The 26,440-nt window shown below is 59.9% G+C and carries 26 protein-coding genes and 1 tRNA gene; 8 read left to right on the forward strand and 19 right to left on the reverse strand.

All coding sequences use genetic code 11. The annotated features are described in order from the left end of the window. The first annotated feature begins 1 nt into the window (after position 1). The 4 genes from bamC (at position 2) to BK658_RS09970 (ending at position 2,792) form a co-directional block, all read left to right on the forward strand. Positions 2 to 1,117 (forward strand): outer membrane protein assembly factor BamC, encoded by a 1,116-nt coding sequence (gene bamC, locus BK658_RS09955; RefSeq protein ID WP_123582163.1) that lies wholly within the window; start codon positions 2 to 4, stop codon positions 1,115 to 1,117. A 4-nt stretch (positions 1,118 to 1,121) separates the two neighbouring features. Beyond that, positions 1,122 to 1,880: an MBL fold metallo-hydrolase gene (locus tag BK658_RS09960; protein WP_123582164.1), complete on the forward strand. Its 759-nt coding sequence runs from the start codon at positions 1,122 to 1,124 to the stop codon at positions 1,878 to 1,880. A 27-nt stretch (positions 1,881 to 1,907) separates the two neighbouring features. After that, positions 1,908 to 2,618, forward strand: coding sequence for a phosphoribosylaminoimidazolesuccinocarboxamide synthase (gene purC / locus BK658_RS09965; protein WP_019692525.1), 711 nt, complete (start codon positions 1,908 to 1,910; stop codon positions 2,616 to 2,618). A gap of 84 nt (positions 2,619 to 2,702) precedes the next feature. Further along, positions 2,703 to 2,792: transfer RNA gene (locus BK658_RS09970), tRNA-Ser, on the forward strand. A gap of 104 nt (positions 2,793 to 2,896) precedes the next feature. On the opposite strand, the gene BK658_RS09975 is transcribed toward BK658_RS09970, so the two are convergent. Continuing rightward, positions 2,897 to 4,141, reverse strand: a complete 1,245-nt coding sequence (locus tag BK658_RS09975; RefSeq protein ID WP_123582165.1) for a multidrug effflux MFS transporter — start codon at positions 4,139 to 4,141, stop codon at positions 2,897 to 2,899. A 204-nt stretch (positions 4,142 to 4,345) separates the two neighbouring features. Between BK658_RS09975 and pdxR the strand changes: the two genes are divergently transcribed. The 3 genes from pdxR to BK658_RS09990 all read left to right on the forward strand — a co-directional run bounded on the left by pdxR (position 4,346) and on the right by BK658_RS09990 (position 6,608). Further along, on the forward strand, positions 4,346 to 5,848 hold the full coding sequence (pdxR, locus tag BK658_RS09980) for a MocR-like pyridoxine biosynthesis transcription factor PdxR (RefSeq protein ID WP_123582166.1): 1,503 nt from the start codon (positions 4,346 to 4,348) through the stop codon (positions 5,846 to 5,848). Positions 5,849 to 6,017: 169 nt separating this feature from the next. Further along, a complete protein-coding gene (locus BK658_RS09985) occupies positions 6,018 to 6,308 on the forward strand; it encodes a type II toxin-antitoxin system Phd/YefM family antitoxin (protein WP_123582167.1) in 291 nt (96 codons plus the stop codon). Between the two features lie 12 nt (positions 6,309 to 6,320). Beyond that, positions 6,321 to 6,608: a type II toxin-antitoxin system RelE family toxin gene (locus tag BK658_RS09990; RefSeq protein ID WP_123582168.1), complete on the forward strand. Its 288-nt coding sequence runs from the start codon at positions 6,321 to 6,323 to the stop codon at positions 6,606 to 6,608. A gap of 103 nt (positions 6,609 to 6,711) precedes the next feature. On the opposite strand, the gene BK658_RS09995 is transcribed toward BK658_RS09990, so the two are convergent. The 4 genes from BK658_RS09995 to BK658_RS10010 all read right to left on the reverse strand — a co-directional run bounded on the left by BK658_RS09995 (position 6,712) and on the right by BK658_RS10010 (position 9,571). Continuing rightward, the gene (locus BK658_RS09995; protein WP_123582169.1) at positions 6,712 to 7,005 is read right to left on the reverse strand and encodes a short-chain dehydrogenase; all 294 of its coding nucleotides are present in this window, start codon (positions 7,003 to 7,005) and stop codon (positions 6,712 to 6,714) included. A gap of 383 nt (positions 7,006 to 7,388) precedes the next feature. After that, complete coding sequence (locus BK658_RS10000; RefSeq protein WP_123428043.1) at positions 7,389 to 7,691, reverse strand: XRE family transcriptional regulator; 303 nt, start codon at positions 7,689 to 7,691, stop codon at positions 7,389 to 7,391. A 10-nt stretch (positions 7,692 to 7,701) separates the two neighbouring features. Continuing rightward, a complete protein-coding gene (locus BK658_RS10005; RefSeq protein WP_123582170.1) occupies positions 7,702 to 8,043 on the reverse strand; it encodes a type II toxin-antitoxin system RelE/ParE family toxin in 342 nt (113 codons plus the stop codon). 109 nt (positions 8,044 to 8,152) lie between these two features. Continuing rightward, positions 8,153 to 9,571, reverse strand: a complete 1,419-nt coding sequence (locus BK658_RS10010) for an MFS transporter (protein WP_123582171.1) — start codon at positions 9,569 to 9,571, stop codon at positions 8,153 to 8,155. A gap of 134 nt (positions 9,572 to 9,705) precedes the next feature. On the opposite strand from BK658_RS10010, the gene BK658_RS10015 reads away from it, so the two are divergent. Next, complete coding sequence (locus BK658_RS10015) at positions 9,706 to 10,344, forward strand: helix-turn-helix transcriptional regulator (RefSeq protein ID WP_259740074.1); 639 nt, start codon at positions 9,706 to 9,708, stop codon at positions 10,342 to 10,344. Between the two features lie 90 nt (positions 10,345 to 10,434). Here BK658_RS10015 and BK658_RS10020 read toward each other — a convergent pair whose 3' ends face one another. The 14 genes from BK658_RS10020 to BK658_RS10085 form a co-directional block, all read right to left on the reverse strand. Then, positions 10,435 to 11,841, reverse strand: a complete 1,407-nt coding sequence (locus tag BK658_RS10020; protein WP_123582173.1) for an amidase — start codon at positions 11,839 to 11,841, stop codon at positions 10,435 to 10,437. Then, a complete protein-coding gene (locus tag BK658_RS10025) occupies positions 11,838 to 13,166 on the reverse strand; it encodes an aspartate aminotransferase family protein (protein WP_123582174.1) in 1,329 nt (442 codons plus the stop codon). Before BK658_RS10025 ends, BK658_RS10020 begins: the two co-directional genes overlap by 4 nt. Then, positions 13,156 to 14,289 carry an aminotransferase class III-fold pyridoxal phosphate-dependent enzyme gene (locus tag BK658_RS10030; protein WP_123582175.1) on the reverse strand — a complete coding sequence of 378 codons (1,134 nt, stop codon included), beginning with the start codon at positions 14,287 to 14,289 and terminating at the stop codon, positions 13,156 to 13,158. Before BK658_RS10030 ends, BK658_RS10025 begins: the two co-directional genes overlap by 11 nt. Then, positions 14,289 to 15,158 carry a TauD/TfdA family dioxygenase gene (locus tag BK658_RS10035; RefSeq protein ID WP_123582176.1) on the reverse strand — a complete coding sequence of 290 codons (870 nt, stop codon included), beginning with the start codon at positions 15,156 to 15,158 and terminating at the stop codon, positions 14,289 to 14,291. The genes BK658_RS10030 and BK658_RS10035 overlap by 1 nt, the downstream gene beginning before the upstream one ends. A 12-nt stretch (positions 15,159 to 15,170) precedes the next feature. Next, complete coding sequence (locus tag BK658_RS10040; RefSeq protein ID WP_123582177.1) at positions 15,171 to 16,703, reverse strand: AMP-binding protein; 1,533 nt, start codon at positions 16,701 to 16,703, stop codon at positions 15,171 to 15,173. After that, complete coding sequence (locus BK658_RS10045; RefSeq protein WP_123582178.1) at positions 16,700 to 17,308, reverse strand: thermostable hemolysin; 609 nt, start codon at positions 17,306 to 17,308, stop codon at positions 16,700 to 16,702. Before BK658_RS10045 ends, BK658_RS10040 begins: the two co-directional genes overlap by 4 nt. Before the next feature lie 582 nt (positions 17,309 to 17,890). Then, positions 17,891 to 18,760, reverse strand: a complete 870-nt coding sequence (locus BK658_RS10050) for a glutathione S-transferase C-terminal domain-containing protein (protein WP_123582179.1) — start codon at positions 18,758 to 18,760, stop codon at positions 17,891 to 17,893. Position 18,761: 1 nt separating this feature from the next. Next, complete coding sequence (locus BK658_RS10055) at positions 18,762 to 19,409, reverse strand: FMN-dependent NADH-azoreductase (RefSeq protein ID WP_185019809.1); 648 nt, start codon at positions 19,407 to 19,409, stop codon at positions 18,762 to 18,764. A 218-nt stretch (positions 19,410 to 19,627) separates the two neighbouring features. After that, on the reverse strand, positions 19,628 to 20,065 hold the full coding sequence (locus BK658_RS10060) for a PaaI family thioesterase (RefSeq protein WP_123582181.1): 438 nt from the start codon (positions 20,063 to 20,065) through the stop codon (positions 19,628 to 19,630). Between the two features lie 10 nt (positions 20,066 to 20,075). Then, complete coding sequence (locus BK658_RS10065; RefSeq protein ID WP_123582182.1) at positions 20,076 to 21,152, reverse strand: acyl-CoA dehydrogenase family protein; 1,077 nt, start codon at positions 21,150 to 21,152, stop codon at positions 20,076 to 20,078. Positions 21,153 to 21,162: 10 nt separating this feature from the next. Then, entirely contained in the window at positions 21,163 to 22,287 is a 1,125-nt protein-coding gene (locus BK658_RS10070) for an FAD-dependent monooxygenase (RefSeq protein WP_123582183.1), read from the reverse strand. After that, positions 22,284 to 24,230: an asparagine synthase (glutamine-hydrolyzing) gene (gene asnB, locus BK658_RS10075; protein ID WP_123582184.1), complete on the reverse strand. Its 1,947-nt coding sequence runs from the start codon at positions 24,228 to 24,230 to the stop codon at positions 22,284 to 22,286. Before asnB ends, BK658_RS10070 begins: the two co-directional genes overlap by 4 nt. Before the next feature lie 99 nt (positions 24,231 to 24,329). Then, on the reverse strand, positions 24,330 to 25,112 hold the full coding sequence (locus BK658_RS10080) for an enoyl-CoA hydratase-related protein (protein WP_123582185.1): 783 nt from the start codon (positions 25,110 to 25,112) through the stop codon (positions 24,330 to 24,332). Continuing rightward, on the reverse strand, positions 25,112 to 26,311 hold the full coding sequence (locus tag BK658_RS10085; RefSeq protein WP_221178604.1) for a hydroxymethylglutaryl-CoA synthase: 1,200 nt from the start codon (positions 26,309 to 26,311) through the stop codon (positions 25,112 to 25,114). Before BK658_RS10085 ends, BK658_RS10080 begins: the two co-directional genes overlap by 1 nt. Between the last annotated feature and the right edge of the window lie 129 nt (positions 26,312 to 26,440).

A 26,440-nucleotide genomic window follows, 5' to 3' on the forward strand; every position in this document is an offset into this window, starting at 1 on the left:
CATGAAGCGAATGGCCGGACTTTCCGCACTTGCCTTGATTATCTCCAGCACCAGTGGCTGTGGATGGATCTGGGGCCCGGAAGGTTACTTCCGTGACCGTGGTAGCGATTACCTGGAAGCGCAACAGACTGCACCGATGCAACTGCCGCCGGATGTCCATACCTCCAAGCGCCTGGACCCGTTGCTGCCGATTCCGCGCAACGTCGCCGATGACACGTTCAAGGGCGAATACGTCGTTCCTCGTCCGCAGCCGTTGTCGGCGATTGCCGATGCCAGCGATTACAGCCTGCAAAAAAGCGGCGATACGCGTTGGGTCATGGCCCAACATCCTCCTGCTGAGGTCTGGCCGGTGGCTGTGCAGTTTTTCCAGGATAACGGCTTCCGTCTGGATCAGCAGCGCCCGCAAACCGGCGAGTTCACCACGGCCTGGCAGCGTCCTGACGAGCTTTCCGCGACGATGGCCAAGCGCCTGAGCAGTACCGGCGTTGGTTCTGACAGCCAAACTCGCGTGCGGGTACGCATTGAGCCAGGCGTGCAGCGCAACACCAGTGAAGTCTACGTGGTCAGTGCCGAGCGTCCTGCCGGTAGCTCCGCCGATGTCGCGTTCACCAACCGTTCGATCAACACTGGCCTGGACGCTGCGCTGATCGACGACATGCTCGCCAGCATGAGCCGCACGTCGGAGAAGGGCGGTTCGGTCTCGATGCTCGCTTCGCGTGATTTCGATACGCCAAACCGTGTCAGCCTGACTGAAGACGGCAGCGGCAACCCGGTGCTCAACGTCGGTACCGACCTTGACCGTGCCTGGTCGAGCGTAGGGCGCGCGCTGGAGAAGGGTGAATGGCGCGTTGAAGACATCAACCGCAGCCTGGGCCTGTACTACATCAACCTTTCCGAAAAAGCCGAGAAGAAAGACCAGAAGCCAGGCTTCTTCAGCAACCTGTTCGGCAGCGCGCCGAGCAAGGAAGAAGTTGAAGCCCGTGCCGAGCGTTATCAGGTTCGCCTGAGCAAGGTTGGCGAGAACGTACAAGTGACCGTCGAGAAGAACATCAACACCGTTGCGCCGGCTGAAGTGGCGCGCAAAGTGTTGGGCGTGATTCAGGACAACCTGGGCTGATCAGATGCGTTTCGCCGTTCTCGGCAGTGGTAGCCAAGGGAATGGCACGCTGATAGCCAGTGATGACACGTATGTCCTGGTCGATTGTGGTTTCTCCTTGCGCGAAACCGAAAAACGCCTGCTGCGCCTGGGTGTAAGCCCGACGCAGCTGAGCGCGATACTGGTGACCCACGAACATGCCGACCACGTGCATGGCGTGGGTTTGCTGTCTCGGCGCTACAATCTTCCTGTCTACCTGAGTCGCGGCACCCTGCGCGGGATGCGCAAGCCGGTTGAACCGGCAGGCTTTGTCGCCGGTGGTGATCAGTTGCAGATCGGCGGGCTGAGTATCGGCGTCATTGCCGTGGCCCACGATGCGCAGGAACCGACGCAATACGTCTTCAGTGACGGTTCGCGGCGTTTCGGCCTGCTGACGGACCTCGGTTCGTACTGCGCCACGGTGCTGGACGGTTATCGGGATCTCGATGCATTGATGATCGAATCCAATCACTGCCGCGACCTGCTGGCCCGCGGTCACTACCCGTACTTTCTCAAGCAGCGGGTAGGCGGTGAACTGGGACATTTGAACAACCATCAGGCCGCAAACCTGGTGGCCGAGTTGGGCTGGCAGGACCTGCAACACCTGGTACTGGCCCATCTGAGCAGCAAGAACAACCTGCCGCAGCTGGCCCGGCAATGTTTTGTCGACACCCTCGGGTGCGACCCGGACTGGCTGCAATTGGCCGATCAAGATTCAGGGCTCGACTGGCGACATATCGCCTAGCCCATCTACTTAGCAAGCGGAGCCATCATGGAAAAACGTGAAGAACTCTACCGCGGCAAAGCCAAATCGGTTTACAAGACCGATGACGCTGACCGCTTGATCCTGCTGTTTCGCAACGACACCTCGGCGTTCGACGGCAAGCGCATCGAGCAGCTCGACCGCAAAGGCATGGTGAACAACAAGTTCAACGCCTTCATCATGCAGAAACTCGAAGAAGCCGGCGTGCCGACCCAATTCGACAAACTGCTGGGCGACAACGAGTGCCTGGTGAAGAAGCTCGACATGATCCCGGTCGAGTGCGTCGTGCGTAACTACGCCGCCGGCAGCCTGGTCAAGCGTCTGGGCGTCGAAGAGGGCATGAAGCTCAACCCTTACACCTTCGAACTGTTCTTGAAGGACGACGCCAAGGGCGACCCGTTCATCAACGAATCCCACGTCGTGGCATTCGGTTGGGGCAAGGCCGAGCAACTGGTTCGCATGAAAGAACTGTCGCTCAAGGTCAACGAAGTCCTGAGCAAACTGTTCGACGACGCAGGCCTGCTGCTGGTCGACTTCAAGCTTGAATTCGGCGTGTTCCACGGTGAAATCGTCCTCGGTGACGAGTTCAGCCCGGACGGCTGTCGCCTGTGGGACAAGGCCACCGGCAAGAAAATGGACAAGGACCGCTTCCGTCAGGGCCTCGGTGACGTCATCGAAGCCTACGAAGAAGTTGCCAAGCGCCTCGGCGTACCGCTGTAATCGACGCAAGCATCTGATAGCACGGAAAAATTTTCACTTGGGGGGTTCGCTTCCGGTGAATGTGCTGTTATGATGCGCGCCGTTGGAGAGATGCCAGAGTGGCCGAATGGGACGGATTCGAAATCCGTTGTACCTTCACCGGTACCTAGGGTTCGAATCCCTATCTCTCCGCCATTACATAGAAAAAGCCCCCGTAGCTGAAAAGTTACGGGGGCTTTTTCGTTTTCGGCGTTTTGCTTGTCACACGCTCAGCGCCGGTTCAGGTGGCCGACGCGCCGCTAAAAACCGTTTCTGGTGTGCCGCTTCAGCGTTCGCCCAGCGCCTCCTCCAAGCGGGGCAGTTTCTGTTTTGAACAGCAGCCAGACCAGGCAGAAGCTGATGCTGAAGATCGAGGTCATAATCATCATCGGGTAGACGCTGCCATCCGAAAGTTTGCCGGTGACGAAGCCGCACACCGCGGTCATGGCCATCTGGATAAAGAAAAACAGTCCGGAAGCGGTGCCGGCAATGGCCGAGAAGGGTTGCAGTACCGCCAGCTGGCAGGCCGGGATGGCGATACCCACCGAGAGCATGATCAGCAGCATCGGGCAGACAATCGACAGCAGCGCCTCGGGCCAGAGCCGGGTGGCCATGATCAGTAGCGACGAGCCCACCAGGTTCAGGGCGATGGCGTAGCCGATCAGGGCATCGGCATCGTGTCTGACGGACAGGCGGCGGAACAGATTGGAACCCAGCACATAACCGGCCACGGTGACGGCGAACACTTGGGCATATTCCATCGAGGACAGGTGCAGGGTGCGTTGCAGCAGGGTCGAGGACTCGGCGATAAACGGAAAATAGGTGCAGTACACGCAGCCTATGGCCAGGGAGTAGCGCAGGAAATAGCGGTCGCGCAGCAGTCGCGCATAAATGTGCAGAGTGCCTTGCTGGCGCGTATCGGGCCGGGCGGACGGACGGGTTTCCGGCAGCAGCAGGCTGATCAGGATCAGCGTTAGCGCGGCAATCACGCTCAGGACCACAAACACCCCACGCCAGCCGAAGGCGGTTTCGATAAGGCTGCCGATAATCGGGGCCACCATCGGCGAAATGGCCATGCCCATGGAGATCCGGCTGAGTAGGCGGGTCTGTTCACGGCGGTCGAAACGGTCGCGGACCATGACCCTGCCGATCACCGTGCCGCAGCAGCCACCGAGGGCCTGGAGCATCCGGGCGACGATCAGCACCTCGACATCGCGGGCGAGCACGCACATTAGGGTCGCCATCAGGTACAGCGCCGTGCCGCCGATCAGCACCGGCCGCCGACCAAAACGATCGCAGAGCGGGCCGCCGATCAGCATCGAAAAGGCATACCCGACCATGTATAGGGTTAGGGTCAGTTGCAGTTGGGCATCGCTGGCATGCAGGGCATCGGCCATCGCCGGCAACGAGGGCAGGTAGATGTCGATGGTGACGCGTGGCAGGCAGACGACCACCAGCAACAGCGCGGACCAGATCCAGGGTGCCAGGTCAGATTTTACAGGCATGGGCTACTCAGTAAGGGCAAGCGATGGCGAGGCGAGCATGACCATCCAGGTGGTAAGTCAGGCTCGGGCCACCAATGATTGCGAGGGTGAATTCGGGGGGGGGAGAAGCCATGCCGCTCTCGGGTATCCATTACAGGGCCGCGACGTTAGGCGCTTTGTGGTTTAATTCCGAGAGCCGTTAATTAGTATTTCGACTGGACCACTATGAGCCGAGGAAAGGTTTCCGTTCCCCTTGATCTGCCCCAGCCCGGCAGCCTGAGCGATGGCAGCCGGATGTTGACCAAACAGGAAAGCGCCTATGAGGCATTGCGCGGCGCGATCCTGGAAAAACTCCTGCCCGCCGGTAGCCAGTTACCCTCTACGCGAACCCTGGCGCAGCGCTGGTCGCTGTCCCGGGGGACCGTGGAAATGGTCTTCGACCGCTTGCGCAGCGAAGGTTACGTGACCCGGGTGTCGGGTTCGGGGACTCGGGTCAGTGCGGTGGTGCCCGATCTCTTTATCCGCGCGCCGCAGGTCCAGCCGACCCTCCCTGCGCGAGAGCAGCAGACGTCAGCGGCATCGCCGCTGGCGCTGGAGACCGCGGTCAGGGTGGGGTTGCCCTTCGTGGCGCGCCTGGCGGACCCAGCGCTGTTCCCCATTCGCGTGTGGTCGCGGGCGGTGGCCAAGGCCATGGCCGAAGCCTCGGCGCAGTTGCTCTGTTCGCCAGACCCGGGCGGCATGCTGGCCCTGCGCGAACAGATTGCCGATTACCTGGCCAAGTACCGTGGCATCCGCTGCAAGCCGGACGACCTGATCGTGACCACGGGCATTCGCCACTCCCTGGATCTGGTGGCCCGCAGCCTGGTGACGCAGGGCGACAAGGTGTGTGTCGAAGATCCGGGCTACCTGTCGGCGAAAAGGATCTTCTCCATGGCCGGAGCGCGGTTGGTGTATATCCCGGTCCTCGAAGACGGCATCGACGATGGGGCGTTACGCCGGCACGGCGATGCCCGGTTGGTCTATGTCACGCCCGCGCATCAGTCGCCGCTGGGGGTGACCCTCTCGGTGTCGCGGCGCCTGGCCCTGCTGGACTGGGCCAGCCGGACCGATGCCTGGGTGGTGGAGGACGACTACGACAGCGAATTCAACTACAACAGCGCGCCACTGGCGGCCCTCAAGGCCCTGGACCGCGATGACCGGGTGATCTACTGCGGCAGCTTCAACAAGACCTTGTTCGCCGGGCTGCGCGTCGGTTTCATGCTGGTCCCCAGGGCGTTGCGCAATCGGCTGCTGGCTACCCTGCAGACCACCGGCCGCTCCGTTGGGGTCACCGAGCAGGCGGCGCTGGCGGAATACATGAGGAGCGGGGCCTTCGTGCGTTACCTGCGCTCCGCGCGCCAGGCCTATCAGGAACGCCGTGACGCGCTGCTGGCCTGCCTCGCGGAACAGGCGCCGGGAGGTTATTCGGTTTCCGGGCAACATGCCGGTCTGCACTTCGTCCTGGAGTTGCCGGCGGGCAGCGACGAATCCGACTTCTGTCGCCGTGCCAGCGCCATCGGGCTGGTCTTGCAACCGGTCAGCGAATTCTGTCAGGAGGTGCGACGGCCGGCGGCGGTGATGATCGGATTCACCGCCCTGAGCCTGTCGCAGATCCGCTTCAGCGGCCGAAAGCTCGGGCAGCTGCTGGCTGGGCAGACGGCACTTCTCGCATCAGGCTCAGATGGCTAGCGTAGGGGCAGCGTCGATTCAGGCTTCCAGTGCTTCATCCGTCTGATCGGTGGGTACAACGACAGGCTTGTGGCTGCTTGCGATGTGAGAAGTTGTGCGCAATACTCTGCGCATAAAGGTATGTATAAAAATATGCACAATGTGTGGCTTTGAAAGTGGAGATGGGACAATGACAGCATTGTTGGAACGTGCTGATCAGGCTGTATCGGTGACGGCCATGGTCAGAGGCTTCAGTGCGAAGCTGAAAGAGGTATCCAGCCGAGCAACCGAGCGTCTTGTGATCTTCAAGGATAACGAGCCTGCTGCGGTGATCATCAATGTGGATGCCTTTCAGGAAATGCTGGACGAGCTAGAGAACCTGCGGGTCGAAGCGACAGCCCGCGAGCGGCTGATAGGCTTTGATAAAGCTAACGCTATCTCCCACGATGATATGCGTGCGCGGTATAGCAATAACGATTAATGAGGGGGCTGGATGGTTTGGGGTGTTATTTATCATCCAGAGGTTCAGGACGATCTTGATCAGCTAGGTGCTGCTGGTGCTAACCGCATCCTTGATGTGATTGAGGAGCGGATCATCAATGGTGAGCCAGATAAAAGTGGCAAGCCTCTACGTGCCAGCCTGGCGGGTTGTCGAAGAATCAGAACGGGAGACACGAGAATCGTCTACCGTGTCGACGGTAAAGCCATCCAGGTGCTGATTGTGGCTGTTGGTGCCCGGCGCGATAAAGAGGTTTATGACGCGGCTGAGCGTCGTGTCTGACAAACAAACGGCTTCAAGACCTGTGACAATTCATAGGCGGCTGTACGCACTACATGGAAAGCCCCGTTGCTGAACAAGCGACGGGGCTTTTTCGTTTCAGGGGTTATGGTTTGGCGCGTTCACTTGCGGGCGACGGCTGCGCATCCAAACGTCGTGCAATCACATCGAGCAAGTCACAGCCGTCGCGCAGAGGAATACAGCAGAGCTGCGCGAAGTCGCTGAGGATCACAGAGTCGGTGGTGATGTCGCCACGCATCGCGAGGTTTTCCAGAATCTGCGTAACGGCCCGGATTCGATAACCGGCCGTGTCGAGCAGTGCGTGCAAGGGTTGAGAGGTTTTGACGAATAAGGTGGGGAGGTCGTCGGCGTTGCTGGTTAAAGCCATGTAGTCATTCATGAGTAAAGCTCCACTGGATAGAGGTTTACCACAGCGGGTCGCCAAACCCGGTCGCCGTATGGGTGACGGGCGGACTATAAGCCGCGCGCTGAAGGCGGTGCAAGGGATGGATGAGAAGGGGGATTCCGAGAAGGGTGTAGGGTATTGAGTCCTTGGAGCTGTCAGATTTTTTGTGTGCGAGCGCCAACGCTCCGGACATTTTCGGTGTGTGTGGGATCGCCAGGATCGCAGCCTGCGGCAGCTCCTACGCCGATCAGTCGAAGCCGTACGCAAATCCGTAGGAGCCGCCGCAGGCTGCGATCTTTTGGGGCAGCCAACGCTTAATTGACAGGTATTATCCCTCCTTTCCTTCCCGTCCTTGGGCTTGCAGGCAAGGACCGGATTTATGCGCGATGTTCTTCATGCTCAGGAACGAGGCGAACCTCTACGCGCTGACCCAGTGCGCGGGCAGCGCTGGCCAGAGTGGCCAGCGTCATGCCAGCGTCATTTTGATCAAGCGCGCGATCCACAGCCGTACGACTGGTATGCATCCGCTCAGCGAGAGCTTTTTTGCTGACGCGTTGCAGCTTCATCGCTTCGGCAATCTGCCAGGAGATGACGCGCTTGAGCGCTGCTGCGGAGACTTCCTCGGCAAGGCCTTGCTCGGCCAGGAAATCGTCAAAGTCAGATCCGATGTGTTTGTTCATGTGCCGTACCTCATAGTCTTGCTTTGCGCTGCTTGGCAGTGGCCATGTCAGACGCTGGTGTTTTTTGGCTCTTCTTGATGAAACCATGGAGTAGGACCATGTCGGAGCCCTCTACGGTGAAGAGAACACGGGCGATGGTGTCTCCAAGATCAATCCTGACTTCCCAGAGACCCGTATCCAGTTTTCGTACCACAGGCATTCCGATTGGCCAGCCAAGCTGAACGGTTTTTATGTCGGTCCCGATCATTCGCCTATGGTCGCGAGACAGATCTGTCAGCCATTCACGTACCGGTTCATTTCCGGCGTCCGTGCAGAAGAAACGTACTTTCAGTACTGGGGCGATATTGGTCATGACTGAAGTGTACCAAAATAGGTGCTCAACACAACCGTATATTGGTGATGGTAAATAAGAAAAACGCCGCTTATCTCGACATGAGAAAGCGGCGTTTGCGCGAGCCGTTTCAGGCCGTAGCAAGGCCCGGCCGAATCCGCGCCGAACGAACCGCAGTCACCAGCGCCATCATCGGTGCAATGGTAAACAGCGCAAACAGCCAGCGTGCGGCGTTGGCAGTGCCTTCCATGTTGCTCGGGTCGTTGAGCCCGGCCATGTTGGCGATCATCCCGGCCAGTGCCGCGCCGAGTGCGGTGGCGAACAGTTGTACGGTGGTGATGGATGAAGCCGCCGAGTCCTGGTCTTCGGCCGAAGCCACTTGCAGGACCCGGGTCAGCAAGTGTGGCCAGCCGATGCCGATGCCGAATCCCACCAGGGTCAAGGCAATGCAGATCGGGGTGAGCAGTGCCCAGTCTCCGCCACTGTTGAACGGTATGGCGACGGCCAGGATGATCAGTCCGACCAGTACGAACACCGGGCCGCTGATGATTGCGCGGCGAACGCCACGCTCGCGCCAGCCGGAGCTCATCACTTCGGACAGCGTCCAGCCAGCCGCCATGAGGGCCGCCAGGTAGCCGGAAATCAGCGGCGTCTGCCCGTGCAGGGTTTGCAGGAAGTACGGCACGAAGATTTCGCTGGTCATGCCGACCACCAACAACCCCATGGTCGCGTACAGCGCACAGAGTGGGGTATTGAGCCGCAAGGCGTCCTTGGGCAGCAGGCGTGTCAGGGCGCTGGATTCATGACGAACCAGGAAAAACACCAGCAGCAGGCAGAGGCCTATGCCCAGCAGGTTCCAGGTCGGAAGCGACGAAGCGCTGCCAATGCATACCGAGAGCACCGCCGCAGCCAGCAGGAACAATTGCAGCAAGGGCAAGCGGCCCACGGGCGGTTGATCCATGTCACGTTTGGGCAGCACGTTGCTGGTCAGCAGGATGTACGCCAGTGTCACAGGGACCAGCGAACCAAAGGCTAAACGCCAGGCATCCATTTCAGCAAAGATACCGCCGATGGCCGGGCCGATCAGTGTGGCGATCCCCCACATGCCCGAAACCAGGGCCATGGCTCGAGGCCAGAGGCGCTCTTCGAACACCAGCTGAATCATCGAGTAGCACAGGGCGAACATCAGGCCGCCGCCCAAACCTTGAACCGCGCGACCGACCAGCATCACCGGCATGCTCGGCGCCAGCGCACAGATGAGGCTGCCGGCGAGGAAAAATAACGAGGCTATCGCATAGGAAACGCGTGGCCCTGTGCGTTGCAGGACTTTGGCCGTGAGCGCGGAGCCGAGGATCGATGCGACGACGAACAGTGTAGTGTTCCAGGCATAAAGGTCGAGCCCGCCGATTTCCTTGACTACAGAGGGCAGGATCGTCGTAGCGATGTAGATATTGATCGCGTGCAGCGTAACGCCTCCTGACAGTGCGATGGATCGCGCGGCGTTTTTTCCGGAGAGTAAATCGCTCCAGCTGCTTCCTTGCGTAGACATACAACCTCCTGCTGTGACTCGCGACCCGGCGGATTGCGAGAGTCAATTGCCTGTTTTCAAGGCTTGGGTTAGATTTACCAAGTAAATTCTTTAAATATTGAAGCCGCGGGGTCCGTTGTTTGTCAAGAAAATACTTGGAAAACCAGGATGAAGCATCGCTGTCACCTGCCGACCGACTGCTTCACATGCTCAAGACCCGCGGCCCGCAACTGGCGGCCGATGCCGGGCGCGCGCTGGGTACCACGGGGGAGGCGGCGCGACAGCAGTTCGTCAAGCTGGCCGCCAGTGGCCTGGTGGAGGCTCAGTCCGAGGCCCGAGGCGTCGGGCGCCCGTCGCAGGTATGGCACCTGACGGCGGCCGGCCATGCGCGGTTTCCCGATACCCATTCGGAGCTGACCGTGCAGCTCTTGCAGACCGTGCGCGAGACCTTCGGGCCCGAGGCCATCGATCGTCTGATCGACGTTCGCGAGCAGCAGAGTCGCACCTTGTACCTGCAAGAACTCGCCGGTGCCGAGACCCTTCAGGAACGGGTCAAGCGCCTTGCCGCCCTGCGTGCCCGTGAAGGCTATATGGCCGAATGGAGCGAGCAACCGGACGGGGCCTTCATGTTTATTGAGAACCATTGTCCGATCTGCGCGGCGGCGGCCGCGTGTCAGGGTTTTTGTCGCGCTGAACTGGATGTGTTCGAGCACGTTCTGCAAGCCAGGGTTGAACGCGTGGAGCATATTCTGATGAATGCCCGCCGTTGCGCTTACCGCATTACTCCGGTCTGAAGAGCCTTCGAGATACTCATTTGCGGCACACCAGGGCCAGCTGATCACGCTGCCGGGGATGACCCCGGCAACGATGTCAGCGGGGGAGGGTCACCGAGCGGGAATCACCGCCTGCCATTTTGGCAAGGCGGCCTCCAGGCGCTTGCCGAACTCGATCAGCCGCGCTTCCTGCCAGTGCGGAGCGACGATCTGGATACCGATCGGCAAACCGCTGGCTTCATCGATCCCGGCCCGAATCACCAGCACCGGCGACCCGGACAGGCTGAACGGGAACACGTAGTCATACTGGTGACGATCGTCCATGGAGCGGCCATGCTCGAAGGCGACAGTGGGGTGGACCGGCGTGATCAGCAGGTCATGCGTTCTGAAGAACGCCGCCAGCTGGTAGCGCATGCGATCGAGGTTGTTCCAGTCGAGCTTCACCTGGTCGATGCTGCATTCGATCTCCTCGCTCTTGGCCAACAGGCTGTTGAGGGCCGGGGTGAATGACTTCTTGCCAATGTCGCTGAACAACTGTTTCCAGCCCCTGCCCGAATCACCGCCGGTGATGAACAGACGCCACAGTACATCGCAGGATTCTTCGAGCATCGGTGGTTGTTCGTCGCTGAGGCTGGCGACTATTTTGCTGGTCAGTTCGCGTACCGTATCCAGCGTGCGGGCGACGGCGGGCGAGGGTGAAACCCGTGAGGTTTCATACACGAAGGCCACCCGCAGTTGATCCAGCGGTTTATCCAGACCTTGCCAGGGCACGTCGACAGTATCCGGGTCGTGCCCGTCGGGGCCGGCGATCAGTCGGCCCATGACTTCGACGTCGGCGACATAACGGCCCATTACCCCGAAGCTGGAGGTGTGGTGGAAGAGCCCGGAGCGCTCGCGTGGAAACTGTCCGGTCAACGGTACTCGGCCTTGCGTCAGCTTGAAGCCGCAAACCCCGTTGAAGTGCGCCGGAATCCGCACGCTGCCGCTGGCATCCGACGCCAGCCCGGCTGGGGAAATCCCGGCGGCAATGGCAGCGCCTTCGCCACCGCTGCTGCCGCCGGCGGAACGGCTCAGGTCATGCGGGTTGCGGGTCAGGCCGTAGATGAAATTGTCGGTTTCAAAGGCCATGCACAGCTCGGGGACGTTGGTCAGCCCGATGATGATTGCCCCCGCAGCGCGCAGACGGGCGACGGCAGTGGCGTCGTTCTGACTGGTGCTGCCGAGAAACTCGGTGAGCCCGCGCGATAGCCGATAACCTTCGACATGCAACACGTCCTTGATGGTGATCGGTACACCGTGCAGCGGCCCCAGAGGCTGGCCCCGGGAAACCGCGGCGTCGGCCTCGCGAGCCTGCGCGAGGATCGCTTCGTCGGTGTGCTTCTGGATCACCGCGTTGATGGCGGGGTTGCGTTCGTTCAAGGCCTGCAAGTAGTGCCGGGTGATGGCTTCACTGGTCAGGGTTGAATGACGGATCAGCGAGGCCATTTCAACCAGGGAAAGATCGTCCACGCGAATCATTGGTCTGCGCTCCGTGGGGTCATGGCGTAGGGGATTCGGTAGAGGTTGCGGATGATCGGCGTCATCAGTTTGAGCATCCAGCGCGGCTTGCTGGCGACGGCCTCGAGGGATTCTTCCAGGGCCTTGAGCACCTGGCTGATTTGCGCGGTGCTGATGGTCAGCGGTGGATAGAAACGCAACACCGGCGCCGTGGCCTTTTCGTTCATCGAGTGCCCGGCGTGCACCCCGCGCTTGCTCAGTTCCATGCTGATCAGGTTTTCCCAGACCGCGCCCTTGAGGCGTAAACCGGTCATCAGGCCAATCGCTGGCGCGTCGCTGATGATCTGCGGGTAGGCTTCGGCCAGTAGCTGCAATCCCCGGCACAACTGTGTGCTGGCAGCCTGGGATTTTTCGATCAGTTGGCCTTCTTCAATCGCACGAATGGCAGCCAGGGCCGTTTCGCAGGCATAGGGCAAACCGCCCTGGCCACAGACCTGATCTTCAAGTGGGTCGAGTGGCTGCCGGTCGATCAAGGCGCGGCTGTACATCACCGCCGCGATGGCTGCGTAGCCGCCGGTCAAGCCCTTGGACAGCACCATGATGTCGGGCACCACGTTGTCGTAATCGACAGCGAACCATTTACCGCAGCGACCGAACGCGGTCTGGATTTCATCGGCGATCATCAGGCAGCCGTGGGCGCTGCACAATTCGCGGATTCGCGCGTTGTAGCCAACTTTGGGCAGGGTCAGGTAGGCACCGCCGAGGATCGGCTCGATGTAGACCGCCGCCACCTGGTCGGTGATGGCGTGTTCCAGGGCGGCGAAGTCGCCGTAGGGAATGAAGTCGACCATCACGCGGTTCAGGCCATACTGGTTGCTCTCGTACTGCTGGCCGAGGATCGCCATGGTGGTCAGGGTTTTGCCATGGTAGGCATTGCGCATGACCACGATCCGTTTGCGCGGCAACTGCCGTTTGAGCACGTAGCGCAAGGTTTGCTCGATGGCTTCGGCACCGGTCATGGTGTAGCGCACATCACCCCACTCGCCGGGAGCCAGACGCTTGAGGGTCTCGCTCAGCTGGTGTTGCGAATTGTGGGTCAGCCCCTCGGGCTGCCAGGCCATCCGGCTCAGCTGACGCTGGCTGGCGTACTTGACCTGAGGGTTCTGGTGACCGACCAGGAATATTCCATAGCTGCACGCACAATCGATGAAGTGCTTGCCGCGATGGTCGGTGACGATCGCCCCTTCGGCGGAGCGTTCGATGCCGGTATTGGCAATGCGATAAAGCTTGGCCGCCGAGGGCGTCCAGTGTTTGTAGCAGTCATCCACCAGGCGGTTAAGCAGCATATTGCAAAGTCCTTTTTATCAGGCGTGCGGCGTCGACGACGCGCTCCGTGCGCGCGACCAATGGGCAACGCAAAAGCAGTTCGCGCCCGCTTGGCCGGCGAATATGCACACCGGCGGCGTACAGCGTCCGTTGCGCCTCGATGGCTTGCTCGGTGCTGGCTAGCGGTACCTTGACGATGCCGCCGATGGCCCTTGCATTGAGGTCGGCCAGTTCTGTGGCCAGCGCCTTGCCGTTGTCGAGACTGCGCTGGTCCAGCCGCTGTTCCTGCGCATAGCGCAGAGCGGTCCGGGCCGCGATGCACGATGGCGGGTTACCGGCGGTGGTGCTCCCGTGTTTGGCCGGCGAGGCTTTGCCGTAGGCCTTGTAGGCCAGCGCATGGCTGCAGGTGTAGGTGCCGATGGGGATGCAGCCGCCGCCCAGGCTTTTGCCGAGGACAACGATGTCCGGGCGCGCACCGGACAGGCTCTGCGACAGCAGATGCCCGACGCTGCCCAGGCAGGTATCGACGTCGTTGAACAGGGTAGGGATTCGCTGGCTGTTGGCGATCCGTTCCAGACTGGCGATCAGCATCGGGTCGACCGCTTCCAGCAGCCCGTTGGCGGCTGTGCGCAACGGGCCGTAGCACAGGGCAAAACAGTCCTGCCAGATCGCCATGTGCGGCAGGTCGTGCACCGAGTCGACATGCACCACCTTGATCCCCAGAAACTCCCCGGATTCCGGATAAAGTTCGGGGGCGCTCAGGTAGCGCCCATAAGACAACGAGCCATATGCCACGCCCCCCACGGCGATCACCGTACGCCGATGGGGGTTGATCGAGCGCGCAAGTTTCAGCGCACCTTCAAACGCCTCGTCGCCAGAGTTGCAGACATACGAGTTCTCCAGTCCTTCGGGCATGAAGTCGCTGAGTTGCTTGCACAACTCGATCAACGGCGCGGACAGCAGGACACGGTTGGACAGGCCGATTTTATCGACCTGCCGACTCACGGCCTGCACCACCTCGGGCACTTGCAGGCCGAACCCGCCGCTGAGGTCAATCAGTTTATGGCCGTGGTTGTCGATGAAACTTTCATACTGGCCTTCGACGGCCCAGGTCTGACCTGGGTGATTCGCCACGGCGAGCATTACCGATAGCTCAGTGCATTGAAGATGCGGCGCTGGTCATCGATGATCGCTTGCCGGCCGTGCATGACCCGACGGTTGTCGATCATCACCAGGTCCAGGTCCTGCCAGCCCACGGTGTGCGTATTGCGTTCGGTGACCTCGGTGATTTCCGCCAGCAGGTCGGCGGGAATCTCTTCGCCGTTCTCGAAGTCGATCACCGGTTTTTCGTAGTTGAAGGACGGCCCGAGAATGCTGTTGGCGAAGGCCGGGTGCTCACAGAAACTGGAGGTCTGGCACGCCGGGACACTGTAGGCATAGGCCACGCAATCGGTGCTTGGGTTGTATTCCATCCGGGTGTTGGGGTCCTGGCCGATGATCTCGTTCAGGTGCTCGAAACTGGCGTCTTCCAGCTGCTGGATTTCCGGTTTGTAGTAGCAGACGATCTTGCGCCACTTTTCGCCCGGCACCGTGCGGCGGTAGCGGATGCGGCTGCTCTCGAAGCGCTGACGGGCCTCTTCGCTGAGTTCCTGGTAGACCTTCACCCCATCGCACAAGGTGGTTTGCGAACCTTTGGTGGGGGCGATCTCGCAGAAGAACCAGGTCAGGTCAGGCCAGATCGGCGCGTTGCCGTTTTCGCAGTGCAGGCCTACGGCGTCGGTGCCGGCGTCGACCAGTTGTGCGACGCCTTTGGCGATCACGCGGCCCGGGTCCAGGCTCAGGCGCGAGCTGTGTTTTTTCACGAAGGCGCCGAACTCGTCCAGCGACTGGATGCAGTTGCGGAAGATAATCACGCCAGCATTCGAAAGCTCTTCGAAAACCGCCGCAGTGTCGGCGTTCAAGGCATACGCACGATCGGTGATGACACTCGCCTGATAAGTAGATTGAGTCATGTCGCTAATCCTTTAGTGAGTACATGTCTGACGATGCAGGTCGGTGGCGTGGGCTCTACGCGCCGGGCCATTGAGGGCATAGAGGCTTTTAAGCTGCGGGGCGTCCGGTGCCAGTGGCCAGATGGCCTGCGGCAGCTCGACTTCCGAGAAGCGCTGTTGCGCCCAATCCTGGGTGTGCTGGTGATTGAATTGCGGTCCGACGCTGAGCATGATCGCCAGTTGACTGTCTGCGGTCATGAACATCAGCGCATCGTTCACGCCGGCTTGCTCTTTGAACTCCAGCTCGATTTGTTCCGGAGAAACATTGCGGCCGTTGGGCAGGCAGATGATGTTTTTCTCGCGTCCGGTGATGAACAGGAAACCCTCGTCATCGAACTCGCCGATATCACCTGTGCGCAGCCAGCCATCCTCGGTGAAGGAGCAGGCGCTCGGATCGACCCACGAGTAACCCTGGAACAATGAGCTGCTTTTGATTTCTACCCGTTGCTGATCCGTCACCCGGACCTGGACGTGCGGCAAGGGTTTGCCAACGCTGCCCAGCTTGCTGTTGGCCGGGGTGTTGACGCTCACCACCGAACCGTTTTCGCTCAGCCCGTAACCCTGATGAACCTGAATACCCTGCGCGCTCAGGCGCTGCAGTTTTTCGCTGCTGATCGGAGCGCCACCGGCGGTGATGTACAACTCATTGCGCAGTAACGACAGCAGTTCCGGGTCGGTGTTTCGCTCGGCCACTTCAAGGAGCACGTCGAGCATTATCGGCGGTACGGTGACCGCGCTCGCCCGGGTTCTGAGCAGTTGCGCCAGAATCGCCGAGGTGTCGTAGCCAGCCTCGCCGATCAACGGCGTGTGCTCGTCGAGGAAGTACACCGTGCCGCCAGACAGCAGCGGCAGGTAGACCGCCGTGACCTGTTCGATCAACAGGCTCAGCGGCACCACCGACAGGTAGCGTTTTTGATAGCTGGCCGGGACCACGCCGAGTAGCGATTGCAGCACGGCGCTCAGGCCAGCCAGGCTTTGCTTCACGCCTTTGGGCTTGCTGGTGGTGCCGGAGGTATGGATGACTTTGCAGGTCCATTCGGCATCGGCGCTGTCGATGAAGCTCGGGCCCGTCGGCACCGCAAGCGAGGTCTCGAGTGCGCTGGGTACATGGACCAGGCGGTTGGCGTTGAGGTCGATTTCCCAGCGTTTTTCCAGCGTCTCCCGGCCTTTGTCATCGACCAGGAAGCCCGAGCATTCGAAGGCCAGGTGTTCGGCCTGGTACTTACTGAAGCCCAAAGGCAGCGGCAAGGAGGTGAAACCGAAGAGCAGACAGGCGAAGTCGGCGATGACCCAGTCGCTGCTGTTGCGCATGACGATGCCGATGGTGCGCTTTTCGTCGGTGAACTGACGGTTCATGTGTTGCCCAAGCTGCCGGGCATGCTCCAGCACCTGGGTGTAGGTCAGGCGGCGCCCACCCGTGCCGTCCGCCGAAGGAATATCGACGACGCAGACGGCATCCGGTGTGCGTTGGGCCTGGGCCAGCAAGTGTTCGACGAAATGTGTCATGCTGCTTGCTCGCTCTGCACGTCAAGTCGGAAAACGGTCTTGAGGACGGTCTCGTGATAGTGATGCTTCATCTCGCCCAGCTTGATGTAGCCGGTGATGGGCGTCTGCTCGTAGTAGGAGCCCCATTCGACTTCCGCTTGGGCGGTCATGCGTTGCGGGTCGGCATCGCAGATCTTGTGGACCTTGACGTTGCAGTAGCCCATCGATTTGATCAATTGCGGTGTGCAGGTGCACAGCACGTAGCGTGCGCCCATGCACCAGGTCACCATTGAGAGCATGTTGAACAGGGTCTGGCCGGCAACCGAATTGATCGACGCGGTATTGCCGATTTCGACGATGCTGTCGCGTTCGATCCGGGTGTTGGTGATTCTCGACAGCGTCTCCTCGGACGGTGAGTCCAGATAACATTCGGACAATAGAGGGCCTGACTTGGCGAAACTGAAACCTGCACACGACTGAATGGAGTCATTGTTATCGAATACGATTAAAAAGTACTCGGGGGAAGGCTCGATGATGGCATTAAAGGCTTTCATGTACCGACGTTTTACAAAGTCAACGGCGGACTTCCAGAGTAGGGTGTTGCGTTTGGCTACTTGAGTACGCATGTCAGTTTTCCTTGCTTTTCTGCGTGAGTCGATAAACGGATTGTTGAATTGTCTGGTTGTTCTGGTACACGAGTGCTGATTGATCTTGTTGTTATTGATGGCAACAGGGGGGTTTCCATGCCCCCCTGTAACAGCCTGGTGTAATCAGCTGTTTTGCCCTGTTCCTCGAAGGCGTTCGTTCACACTGGGATGCCTGTTGTTTTTAGACTCCCACTCGTACCCACAGCTAAAGCCACAGCAGTCTGTGGGATTTTCCGGTCGGGAACGATGGTTGGCGTAGTTCAGTGTGTCAGTGAAGAGTGAGTCCTTTCGAAGCGGTAATTAGACAGCGTCCTGCTGGGATTCAATTTTTCTCATAAGTGGCTTGATTGTTTAAAGTGAATTAATTAGCCAGTACCTATTCAGAATCTTCATGTGAAGCATGACAGCGATGCCAGGTGCTTCTTTTACGGGTAAAAAAACAAATAAAAACGGGGGTATTGATTATCGCGTCTTAGTTATATGACAGAACGAATACAGGCGAGGGGGAATATCGGCGGATATGAGTCCGGGCAGGGCCCGGACTCGGAGGCGGGGCGTTGATCAGGCGGGGTGTGCCAACCAGGCCAGTTGCGGGCCGTCGGGAACGATTCGTGTCGGGTTGATGTGGTTGTGGGAGTAGTAGTAATGCAGCTTGATGTGTTCCATGTCGATGGTGCGCCGCACGTCTTCGCGTTGGCTCATCCGGCACAGGTAGTCGTACAGGGCCGGGTAGTCTTGCAAGGGGCGCAGATTGGCCTTGAAGTGCAGGCAATACACGGCCTCGAAGCGAATCAGCGTAGGTAACAGGAACAGGTCGGACAGCGTCAGTCGGTTGCCGAACAGGTAGCGTTGGTCAGCGAGACGCGCTTCCAGTTCGTCCATGGCGTTGAAGAACACCGTAAACGCCTCGCTGTAACTCTGCTGGTCGCTGGCAAACCCCATGTTGTAAACCATGCGATTGACGTGCGTATGCAGCCAGTCGTTGAGGCTCGCGATTTCGTCGCTCAGGTCGTCGGGCACAAGTTCCATGGGCGTCTTGGCCAGCGGCAACAACCGGGTCGCCATCTGCCAGGCGAGGTCTGCGGAATCGTTATGGACGATCCGCTCCTGGTGTTTGTCCCACAGCACCGGCACCGATTGATTCCCGGTGAAGCCGGGGCGGGAATGTTCATACAGCGTGGAGAGCAGGGACACTTCTTCGTGCAGAGGGTCCTGGTCCACGTTGTCGAATTCCCAACCCCGGTCATGGCGGCGAGCGGCAACCGACGATACATCCAGTACATCTTCGAGCCCCAGTACGCTCAGGACCAGATAGGCACGGTGCGAAAAGGGGCAAGCCTGCGAGATGTACAGATGGTAACGGTCGGTTTCGGCCACGAGCTCGGAGATAAACAGCTGATCGTTGAGGGTGTTGTTCACCGCTTTGGTCATGTTACCTCCCTTGCGAACCAACCATTTTCAGGCGAGGTCGTTCGCCCAGTTCGTTGATCGCCTGGTCGATCTCGTGGCGCGCTTGCTTGAGACCCTTGGCCAGGCTTTCTTCACCCATGCCCAGGCCTTCGGCGTAGACGTATTTGATCTGTGTCAGGCCGATGAAACCGAGGATCTGCGACAGCCACAGGGCCAGGGTGTCCGGGCCATTGCTGTAGATGCCGCCACTGGCGGTCAGGACGTACACCGGTTTGCTGTCGATCAGGCCGACAGGACCGGTTTCGTTGTATTTGAAGGTCACGCCGGAAATGACCAGATGATCGATGTAGGCATGGATCAGCGAAGGTGCGCCGAAGTTGTAGCGCGGCAGGCCGATGACGATGCGATCGGCTTCGTTGATTTCTTCGATCAGTTCGTTCGACAGGCTCAGGGCCTGGTGCCCTTCATCGTCGCTCGGCTCGCGGCCATACAGCGCGGCCATGGTGTTGGCATTGAGGTGGGCAATCGGTGTCTTGGCGATGTCGCGAACGACAATGGAGGATTCAGGAATGACTTCTTTGAGTTGGTCCAGGAAGTAGTCCACCAGTTGCCCGGAAAAACCACCATCGGTTTTGATCGACGAACGTATCACCAGTATTTTTTGACTCATGGCTTTCTCTCTCAGGTAATGCAGCGGCTGTTTGAGAGGAAGTTTTGAACAATCGGAGAGGCAGGAATAGCGCATAAATTCAGGTTCACTCACCCATGCCATTCATGTATTTCTCAGGGCCCTTCTTGCAGGGGCCTTGTCGGCGTTTGGGGGGGGAAGTAGATGCGGCGCAAGCGCTGGAGGAGGGCAGGAAAGCCCCGGGAACGGGGCTTTCGAGGTTACCACTGATGCTTTAGGCGGAATTTGCTTAATTGTGCTGAGGCGATTTTAGTTCGGGTCTGATCGCTGTTTATTTTCCAAGCAGCCGCTTGAGTAAAAATCAGGTTTCGGCCGTTTCTTACAACTTCGGCCTCAATGATTACTTCGCTGTACAGGGGCGTGGCTGACATCAACATGCTGTTGAAACTGTTGGTCAGCGCATATTCATCGGGCCCGAGCAGCGGCAGTGTGGCAAGCATGCTCACCACGTCCAGCATCGAGTAAATAACCCCGCCGTGGAGCGTGTGGCTGAGGTTGTCGATGGCCTCGCTGACCACCAGTCGACATTGACAGAACCCTTCTCGTTGCTCCACCAGGCGCAAACCGCAGTAGCGCTGGTAGGCGTGTTCCAGTAGCGCGCTGGAATGGGCGGCGGCGTGTTCGCTGATTTGGCGCATGTCCCTGCTCCTATAAAGATCGTCCGATGATGTCCAGCATGATTTCGTGGGTGCCGCCGCCGATGGCCAACAGGCGCGCATCGCGATGGATACGTTCTACCAGGGCCGGTTCGATGCAGCCGTGGGCGCCGTGCACTTGCACCGCGCCACGAGCGATCTTTTCCAGCACGGCGACCGCCTGGTTCTTGGCGATGGCGACCCGGCGTGGATCGAGAATGCCCTCGGCCATCCAGTTCACGGCCGACTCGACATAGTGCTGCGCCACCGCGAGTTCCGCGTGGTACTCGGCCAGCCGTTGGCGGATCACCGATTTGTCGAAGAGCGGCTTGCCCCCCACCTGACGCTGTTTGCACCAGTCGATACTGGCTTGCAGCGCCATGTCGGCGGAGGTTACGGCCATCACCGCAAGATTCAGGCGTTCCTGCAGCAGGCTGTTTTGCAAAATGCGTCCGACCCCGGAGCCTTGAGTGAGACGGACCACCGGGGTGTTCTCAAAGTGCAGGTCGGTCAAGGGCAGACACCGCCAGCCGAGGCATCGCTGCGGGGTATGCCGGATGCCGGGGGCATGCCCTTCGGCAAGAAACAGCGCCAGACCGTTTGGAGAATGCGCGATCAACAACAGCCAGTCCGCCCGTTCACCATTGCAGACGAAGGCTTTGGTGCCGGTCAGTCGGTATTGGCCGTTGTCGAGTACGGCGCGACAGCTCATACCGCGCAGGTCCGAACCGGCCTGGGGTTCGGTCAGCGCCAGAGAAATACTGCATTCACCGCTCAGCACTGCGGGCACCACACTGCTTGCAAGCTCTGGGGCACAGAGTTGCAGTGCCTTGAGGCTGACAAAGTGCGAGGCCAGGCCCATGGTGATGCCCTGCGCGCCGCTGCGGGTCAGCTCCTGCACCAGGATTGCCACGGTGCGTGGATCATCGGGCAGTAGGGTCTGGTCCTGACCCAGTGCCAACAGGCCGGCAAGGCCTGCGCGCTGGTACAGTGCCGGCGGGTAGCCCCCCAGGGTTTCCCACTCGGCGACATGGGGCGTGATGTGTTCAGCGACAAAGTGTGCGACCCGCGTGCGAAAGAGTTCGCTCATGGCAATTCCCTCAAAATACCGTGGTCAGGGCCAGGTCCTGGAAGCGGTTGACGATGGGGGAGATGCGCGTCGGAGTCATGGCGCGGTCTTCTTCGAAGTAATACAGATCCGTCATGTCACTCATCACCTTGAGCATCGACCGTGAGCGTTGCGCGGCGCGAATTTCGTAGCGCTGCAGGGCGCTGTCGAGGTTGTCGTCGCAATGGCCGATCAGCGCCTGGGCCAGCATGAAGCCGTTCTCCAGACCCAGGGTCAGGCCATAGCCGAGGGTCGGCAGCATCGCGTGAATACTGTCGCCGAGCATCACCACCCGTGAGCGATGCCAGGCGCCGTCGCCGGTCAGGGCAGTCATCTTGTGGGTGAGGATGTCCGACTCCTCGGTGGCGGCAATCATCTGCACCACCTCGCTCGGCAGTTCGGCGAACAGCTTCAGCAAGCCGGCCCGATCATGCAGGGGCTGGTGATGATGCTGATACGCGGCGAACCAGTAGCGATAGTTACTGTGGGCATCCAGCGGGTAAGTCACCACCCGCGAGAAGGCCGAGGTGAAGATCTGGCAGCGATCGGACTTGAGCAGGTCCGAGCCGAAATCCACCATGCCGCGGCTGGCCACCAGCCCGGTGTCATAAGGCGCAAGGTTCGGGTTGATGAACTCGCGCACGGTGGAGCCGACACCGTCGGCACCGATCACCAGGTCGAAGTCTTCTTCGCTGTTGTCGCTGAAGCTCACCCGGGTCTTTTGTCCCAGATCCTGCAAGCGGTTGCAGCCCATCTGAAAGCGCACGGCGCCGTCGCCCAGTTCCTGCAACAGCAGGCGGAACAGCTCGGTGCGCCGGAACATCATTGCCGGTGCGGGAATCCCCAACCCGCTCGGTCGCACCGGCTGGCTGTGGATCAACCGGCCGTCGCGCGAGTAGGTGTCGAGAAACTCGATCGCCTTGCCGTACTTCAGGAACTCGCGGTTATTGAACAAAAAGCGCAGCACTTGCACGCCTTGGGGCCAGACGTAGATTCCGGTGCCCGAGTCGCGAGGACCCAGGCTGCGTTCATACACCGTGCAGGACAGCCCAAAACGTTTGAGCATCAGCGCACAGGCGAGGCCATTTAGGCCGGCGCCAATGATCGCGATTTTCATGCCGCGACTCCTCGTGCCCACTGCGGGTTGACGGAGGCTTGCATCTTGTAGCGACGCTGCAACAGGCAGAGGCTGGTCAGCTCCATCAGCATCGGATCGAGCAGGCCTTGTTCCAGTGGTGTCAGGCCTGGCAGGCGGTCGAGCAATTGACGGACTTTCGCCGCATCGAAGAACGGCAGGTTGTCCAGCTCGCTGCCGTGCAGCACGTCCTGCACCAGTTGATACAGACGACCTTGCTGCTGCAGCGTGGCCGGTGGTGCGCGGAAGTAATGCTTCTTGCGCTCATACAGGGCCTGCGGCAGGTAAGGGCGCATGGCTTCGCGGAAGATGAACTTCTCGGTCGAGCCACGGACTTTCATCCAGACCGGCATCTTGCAGGCCAGCTCGACCACGTGGTGATCGAGCAGCGGCACGCGACCTTCGATGCTGTTGGCCATTTCCATGCGATCGCCCAAGGTGGTCAGCACGAAGTTCGGCAGGTATGACTTGGCCCACAGGTACATCGACTTGTGCACCGGGTCGCGACCTTCGAGCTGGTTGTGATCGAGGCGATCGAAGAACTGGCGATACGGGTCGATTCCGCTGAAGTGATCACGGAAGTCGCTGCTGTACAGGCTTTCCAGCGCCTTGAACCAGCCGGCCTGGTTGTCCAGCCAGGACACGCCGTGGTTGAGCTGATTGATCATCCAGTGGATGTCATCCGGCATCTCGGAACGGGTGTAGCCCTGTTCGCTTTCCTGGATGCGCTGGCGCAGCTTGCTGATGACCTGCGGGTCCTGGCGTTCGACGTTGTACAGCAGCATGTCGCGGCGGAAGTGCGGGTAACCGGCGAACACTTCATCCGCGCCCTCACCGGTGAGCACGACTTTCATGCCGGCCTTGCGCACTTCCTGGCTGAGGATGTACTTGGCCACGCCGTGGGCATTGAAGAAGGGAGTTTCGTTGTGCCACAGCGCCTGTTCGAAATTGTCCGCGAGGTCATCCTGAGTAATTTCGATGGTGTGGAACCGAGCACCGTTGTGCTCGGCGGCCAGGCGGGCGAAACGGTTTTCGTCGTAGTCTTCCATGTCGGTGAACGACAGGTTGAACGCATCCAGCGGCTTGCCCGTCAGTTGCGTGGCGAGCCCGAGCATTGCCGATGAGTCGATACCGCCGCTCAGGTAAACACCGATTGGCACATCGGCACGCAGGCGCAGGCGCACCGATTCTTCGACGGCCGAGCGAATCGCTTCGATCATGCCCTGTTCGTCGGCAGGGTCCGGCGCATCCTTGCGGGCGAACTCCATGTCCCAGTAACGGCCACCCTGCATGCCGCCGTTATCCACCAGCACCCAGCAACCGGGTTTGACGCTGCGCACGCCCTTGAACAGGGTATGGTCGCGCAGGTAGAACGCGCGGCTGGCGTAAGCGTCTTCATCCCACTCGCAAGGCACGCCGGCCGCGAGGATGGCTTTGACTTCCGAGGCGAAATACCAGGTGCCTTCGTGTTGGGTGTAGAACAGCGGCTTGATGCCCAGGCGGTCACGCACCGCCAGCATCAGGCGACGCTGGCGGTCGAACAGCACGAACGCGAACTCGCCGCGCAGGCGTTTCAAGCCGGCCATGCCATAGCGACGGTACAGGTGCAAGGCGATCTCGCTGTCGGATTCGGTCTTGAACACGCAGCCTTCGGCTTCGAGTTCCTGGCGAATCCGCTCATGGTCATAGAGTTCACCGTTGACCACGATCACCAGGTCGCCTTCGTCGGCAACGATGGGTTGTGCGCCATTGTCCAGACCGATGATGCTCAAGCGCGTGTGACCCAGTGCTGCACGGCCCGCCGGGTCGCGCCAGACACTGTTTTCGTCCGGCCCGCGATGGTTGATGCTCTGAAGGGCGTCGGCCATGGCCTGCTCGGACAGGGCTCCTGGAGCGGCTTGATACATACCGATAAAACCACACATAAAAATTTTTCCTTTAGAAAATCAATAATGTTGGCAACGCTTCACTGCGTTTGCTCCGAGCCCGTGGACCGTGTGTTCACGTACGGTCCGGGCGATGTTTCAGAGGGCCCAATCAGGTTTGCGGTTGTTGAAGAACGCATTCAGGCCGGCCTGTCCTTCAGGGGAGGTGCGGACCTTGGCGATCAGGCGAAGGTTGTCGGGCTGCTCTTGCAGCAGACCATCGTGCTTGCCCAGTCGGCGCAGCATGGTTTTGATTTCGCGGCAGGCTTGCGGCCCGCCTTTGTGGATATGCCCTAGCCACTGATCGCGACTGCGGTGGAGTGCCGAGGTCGCGGTCTGTCGATGCACCAGGCCGAGGTGCACGGCGCTGGCGGTATCGAAAATCTCGGCTGAGAGCATGTAGTGCCGGGCCTGGCGCAGACCGATGGCACGGACCACATAGGGACTGATCAATGCCGGGACCAGCCCCAGGCGGGCCTCGCTGAACGAGAACCGCGCATCGCTGCTGGCCAGCACATAGTCGGCGCAACTGATCAGCCCCAGGGCGCCGCCGAACACCGAGCCCTTGGCCAGGGCGAGCACCGGAACCGGGAATTCGTCGAGGCGCTGCAGCACGATGGCCAGGCGTTCGGCATCGTCCAGGTTCTGCGCGTGACTGAACTCCAGGCTGCGGCGCATCCAGTGCAGGTCTGCGCCGGTGCAAAAGTGCGGTCCCTCCCCATCGAGCACCAGGGCCCGAAGGTCGTCCTGGCTGGCGAGTTGTTCGAGGTGCTCGGCCAATTGCAGCAACAACGCTTCGTTCAGCGCATTGCCGGCATGGGGCCTGTTCAGTGTCAGACAAGCTACGTCCGGAGTTATCCAGCTCAGCAGAACCTCACTCATTACGCGACTCTCAAGGCTTGCTGGGTGTTGTCTTCATACAGCCGGCGATAGCCTTCGGTACCGGCGAAGCGATAGCTGGCGCTGCTGATGCGTGGCGTTTGATAGGTCTCGGCATCGCTGTGTTTGTCGTCGTAGAACCAATCGGTGTACTGCGCGTGTTCCAGCTGTGTGCGGTGTTCGAGCATGTCGGCGTGGAAGCGCTTGCGCGAATGCTTTGCATAATCCTTGACCACCGTACCGGAGAAGAACTCGCCGACGCTGCCGGAGCCGTAGCTGAACAGGCCGATGTTTTTGCCAGAGAGGTCTTGCGTGTTGTTTTCCAGCAGTGACAACAGTGCGATGTAAAGCGAGGCGGTGTAGCAGTTGCCGATGGCTTTACCGTAGATCTGGCTGTCGGCGTAGCTGCTTTCGCCGAGCGCGGCGGCTGCGGTTGGCTCCAGGGTTTCGAACACCGAAAAAGCTTTCTTGGCCATTTTGGTGAACGGCTGATGGAAGCACAGGTAGCTCAAATCGGTGAGCGCCAGGCCACCGTCATTGCGGTAGTTCTGCCAGGAATGCTTGAGCGATTCCATGTAGATATCGATCGACAGCTTACCGTCGACAAACGCGGTGGAGGCGAAGTTCGGACGCCAGAAATCCATGACGTCCAGGCTGTATTTACCCTGGTGCGGGTGAATTTCCAGAATGCGCGGGTCCTTGGCGATGATCATCGCGATGGCTCCTGCGCCTTGGGTGCATTCGCCTTCCGAGTCCTGTTTGTAGCGGGCGATGTCCGAGGCAATCAGCAGGATTTTTTCGTTTGGACGCTGGCGTACCAAGGCACAGGCCATCTGCAGGCCGGCGGTTGCGCCGTAGCATGCCTGTTTGAATTCGATGACTCGGCAATCGGCTTTGAGCCCCAGCATCCGGTGCACGAAAAGCCCGGCGGACTTGGACTGGTCGATACCGCTCTCGGTGGCCAGGATGACGGTCGAAATGGACGCTTTCAGCTCGTCGGTCAACAGTGGTTGAGTGGCATTGGCGGCCATGCTGACGATGTCTTCGTCAGGCGCTGGAACCGCCATGAATTCCTGACCAATACCCACCAGATATTTGTTGGGATCAATGTTATGCCGCACGGCAAGTTCGTGAAGCGGGAAGAAGTGTTCCGGTACATACAGCCCAATGACATCGATGCCGATCTTCATGTTCAATTCCATGATCTTTTATTCCATAAGTGAGGTGTTGGTGTACGGCAGTGCGGCGTCGATTTGTCAAGTAATCAAATGACCGCAAATTATTGCCGTAACCCTCTCGAACGGGAAAAGCGAAATATTCAGATTGGATCC

It is taken from the genome of Pseudomonas brassicacearum (assembly GCF_003732175.1).
GTDB classification, from domain to species: Bacteria; Pseudomonadota; Gammaproteobacteria; order Pseudomonadales; family Pseudomonadaceae; genus Aquipseudomonas; species Aquipseudomonas brassicacearum_G.

Excerpts from the sequence above, each read along its gene's own strand:
- BK658_RS09990 (WP_123582168.1), top strand. The coding sequence starts at position 6,321 with ATGGTTTGGGGTGTTATTTATCATCCAGAGGTTCAGGACGATCTTGAT.
- asnB (WP_123582184.1), bottom strand. The coding sequence starts at position 24,230 with ATGTGTGGTTTTATCGGTATGTATCAAGCCGCTCCAGGAGCCCTGTCC.
- BK658_RS10085 (WP_221178604.1), bottom strand. The coding sequence starts at position 26,311 with ATGGAATTGAACATGAAGATCGGCATCGATGTCATTGGGCTGTATGTA.
- BK658_RS10060 (WP_123582181.1), bottom strand. The coding sequence starts at position 20,065 with ATGCGCCAAATCAGCGAACACGCCGCCGCCCATTCCAGCGCGCTACTG.
- BK658_RS10030 (WP_123582175.1), bottom strand. The coding sequence starts at position 14,289 with ATGCTCGCCGTGGCGAATCACCCAGGTCAGACCTGGGCCGTCGAAGGC.
- purC (WP_019692525.1), top strand. The coding sequence starts at position 1,908 with ATGGAAAAACGTGAAGAACTCTACCGCGGCAAAGCCAAATCGGTTTAC.
- BK658_RS10065 (WP_123582182.1), bottom strand. The coding sequence starts at position 21,152 with ATGAGCGAACTCTTTCGCACGCGGGTCGCACACTTTGTCGCTGAACAC.
- BK658_RS10000 (WP_123428043.1), bottom strand. The coding sequence starts at position 7,691 with ATGAACAAACACATCGGATCTGACTTTGACGATTTCCTGGCCGAGCAA.
- BK658_RS09995 (WP_123582169.1), bottom strand. The coding sequence starts at position 7,005 with ATGAATGACTACATGGCTTTAACCAGCAACGCCGACGACCTCCCCACC.
- BK658_RS10045 (WP_123582178.1), bottom strand. The coding sequence starts at position 17,308 with ATGCGTACTCAAGTAGCCAAACGCAACACCCTACTCTGGAAGTCCGCC.
- BK658_RS09985 (WP_123582167.1), top strand. The coding sequence starts at position 6,018 with ATGACAGCATTGTTGGAACGTGCTGATCAGGCTGTATCGGTGACGGCC.
- pdxR (WP_123582166.1), top strand. The coding sequence starts at position 4,346 with ATGAGCCGAGGAAAGGTTTCCGTTCCCCTTGATCTGCCCCAGCCCGGC.
- BK658_RS10035 (WP_123582176.1), bottom strand. The coding sequence starts at position 15,158 with ATGACTCAATCTACTTATCAGGCGAGTGTCATCACCGATCGTGCGTAT.
- BK658_RS10005 (WP_123582170.1), bottom strand. The coding sequence starts at position 8,043 with ATGACCAATATCGCCCCAGTACTGAAAGTACGTTTCTTCTGCACGGAC.
- BK658_RS10040 (WP_123582177.1), bottom strand. The coding sequence starts at position 16,703 with ATGACACATTTCGTCGAACACTTGCTGGCCCAGGCCCAACGCACACCG.
- bamC (WP_123582163.1), top strand. The coding sequence starts at position 2 with ATGAAGCGAATGGCCGGACTTTCCGCACTTGCCTTGATTATCTCCAGC.
- BK658_RS09975 (WP_123582165.1), bottom strand. The coding sequence starts at position 4,141 with ATGCCTGTAAAATCTGACCTGGCACCCTGGATCTGGTCCGCGCTGTTG.
- BK658_RS10055 (WP_185019809.1), bottom strand. The coding sequence starts at position 19,409 with ATGAGTCAAAAAATACTGGTGATACGTTCGTCGATCAAAACCGATGGT.
- BK658_RS10020 (WP_123582173.1), bottom strand. The coding sequence starts at position 11,841 with ATGATTCGCGTGGACGATCTTTCCCTGGTTGAAATGGCCTCGCTGATC.
- BK658_RS10080 (WP_123582185.1), bottom strand. The coding sequence starts at position 25,112 with ATGAGTGAGGTTCTGCTGAGCTGGATAACTCCGGACGTAGCTTGTCTG.
- BK658_RS10025 (WP_123582174.1), bottom strand. The coding sequence starts at position 13,166 with ATGCTGCTTAACCGCCTGGTGGATGACTGCTACAAACACTGGACGCCC.
- BK658_RS09960 (WP_123582164.1), top strand. The coding sequence starts at position 1,122 with ATGCGTTTCGCCGTTCTCGGCAGTGGTAGCCAAGGGAATGGCACGCTG.
- BK658_RS10010 (WP_123582171.1), bottom strand. The coding sequence starts at position 9,571 with ATGTCTACGCAAGGAAGCAGCTGGAGCGATTTACTCTCCGGAAAAAAC.
- BK658_RS10050 (WP_123582179.1), bottom strand. The coding sequence starts at position 18,760 with ATGACCAAAGCGGTGAACAACACCCTCAACGATCAGCTGTTTATCTCC.
- BK658_RS10070 (WP_123582183.1), bottom strand. The coding sequence starts at position 22,287 with ATGAAAATCGCGATCATTGGCGCCGGCCTAAATGGCCTCGCCTGTGCG.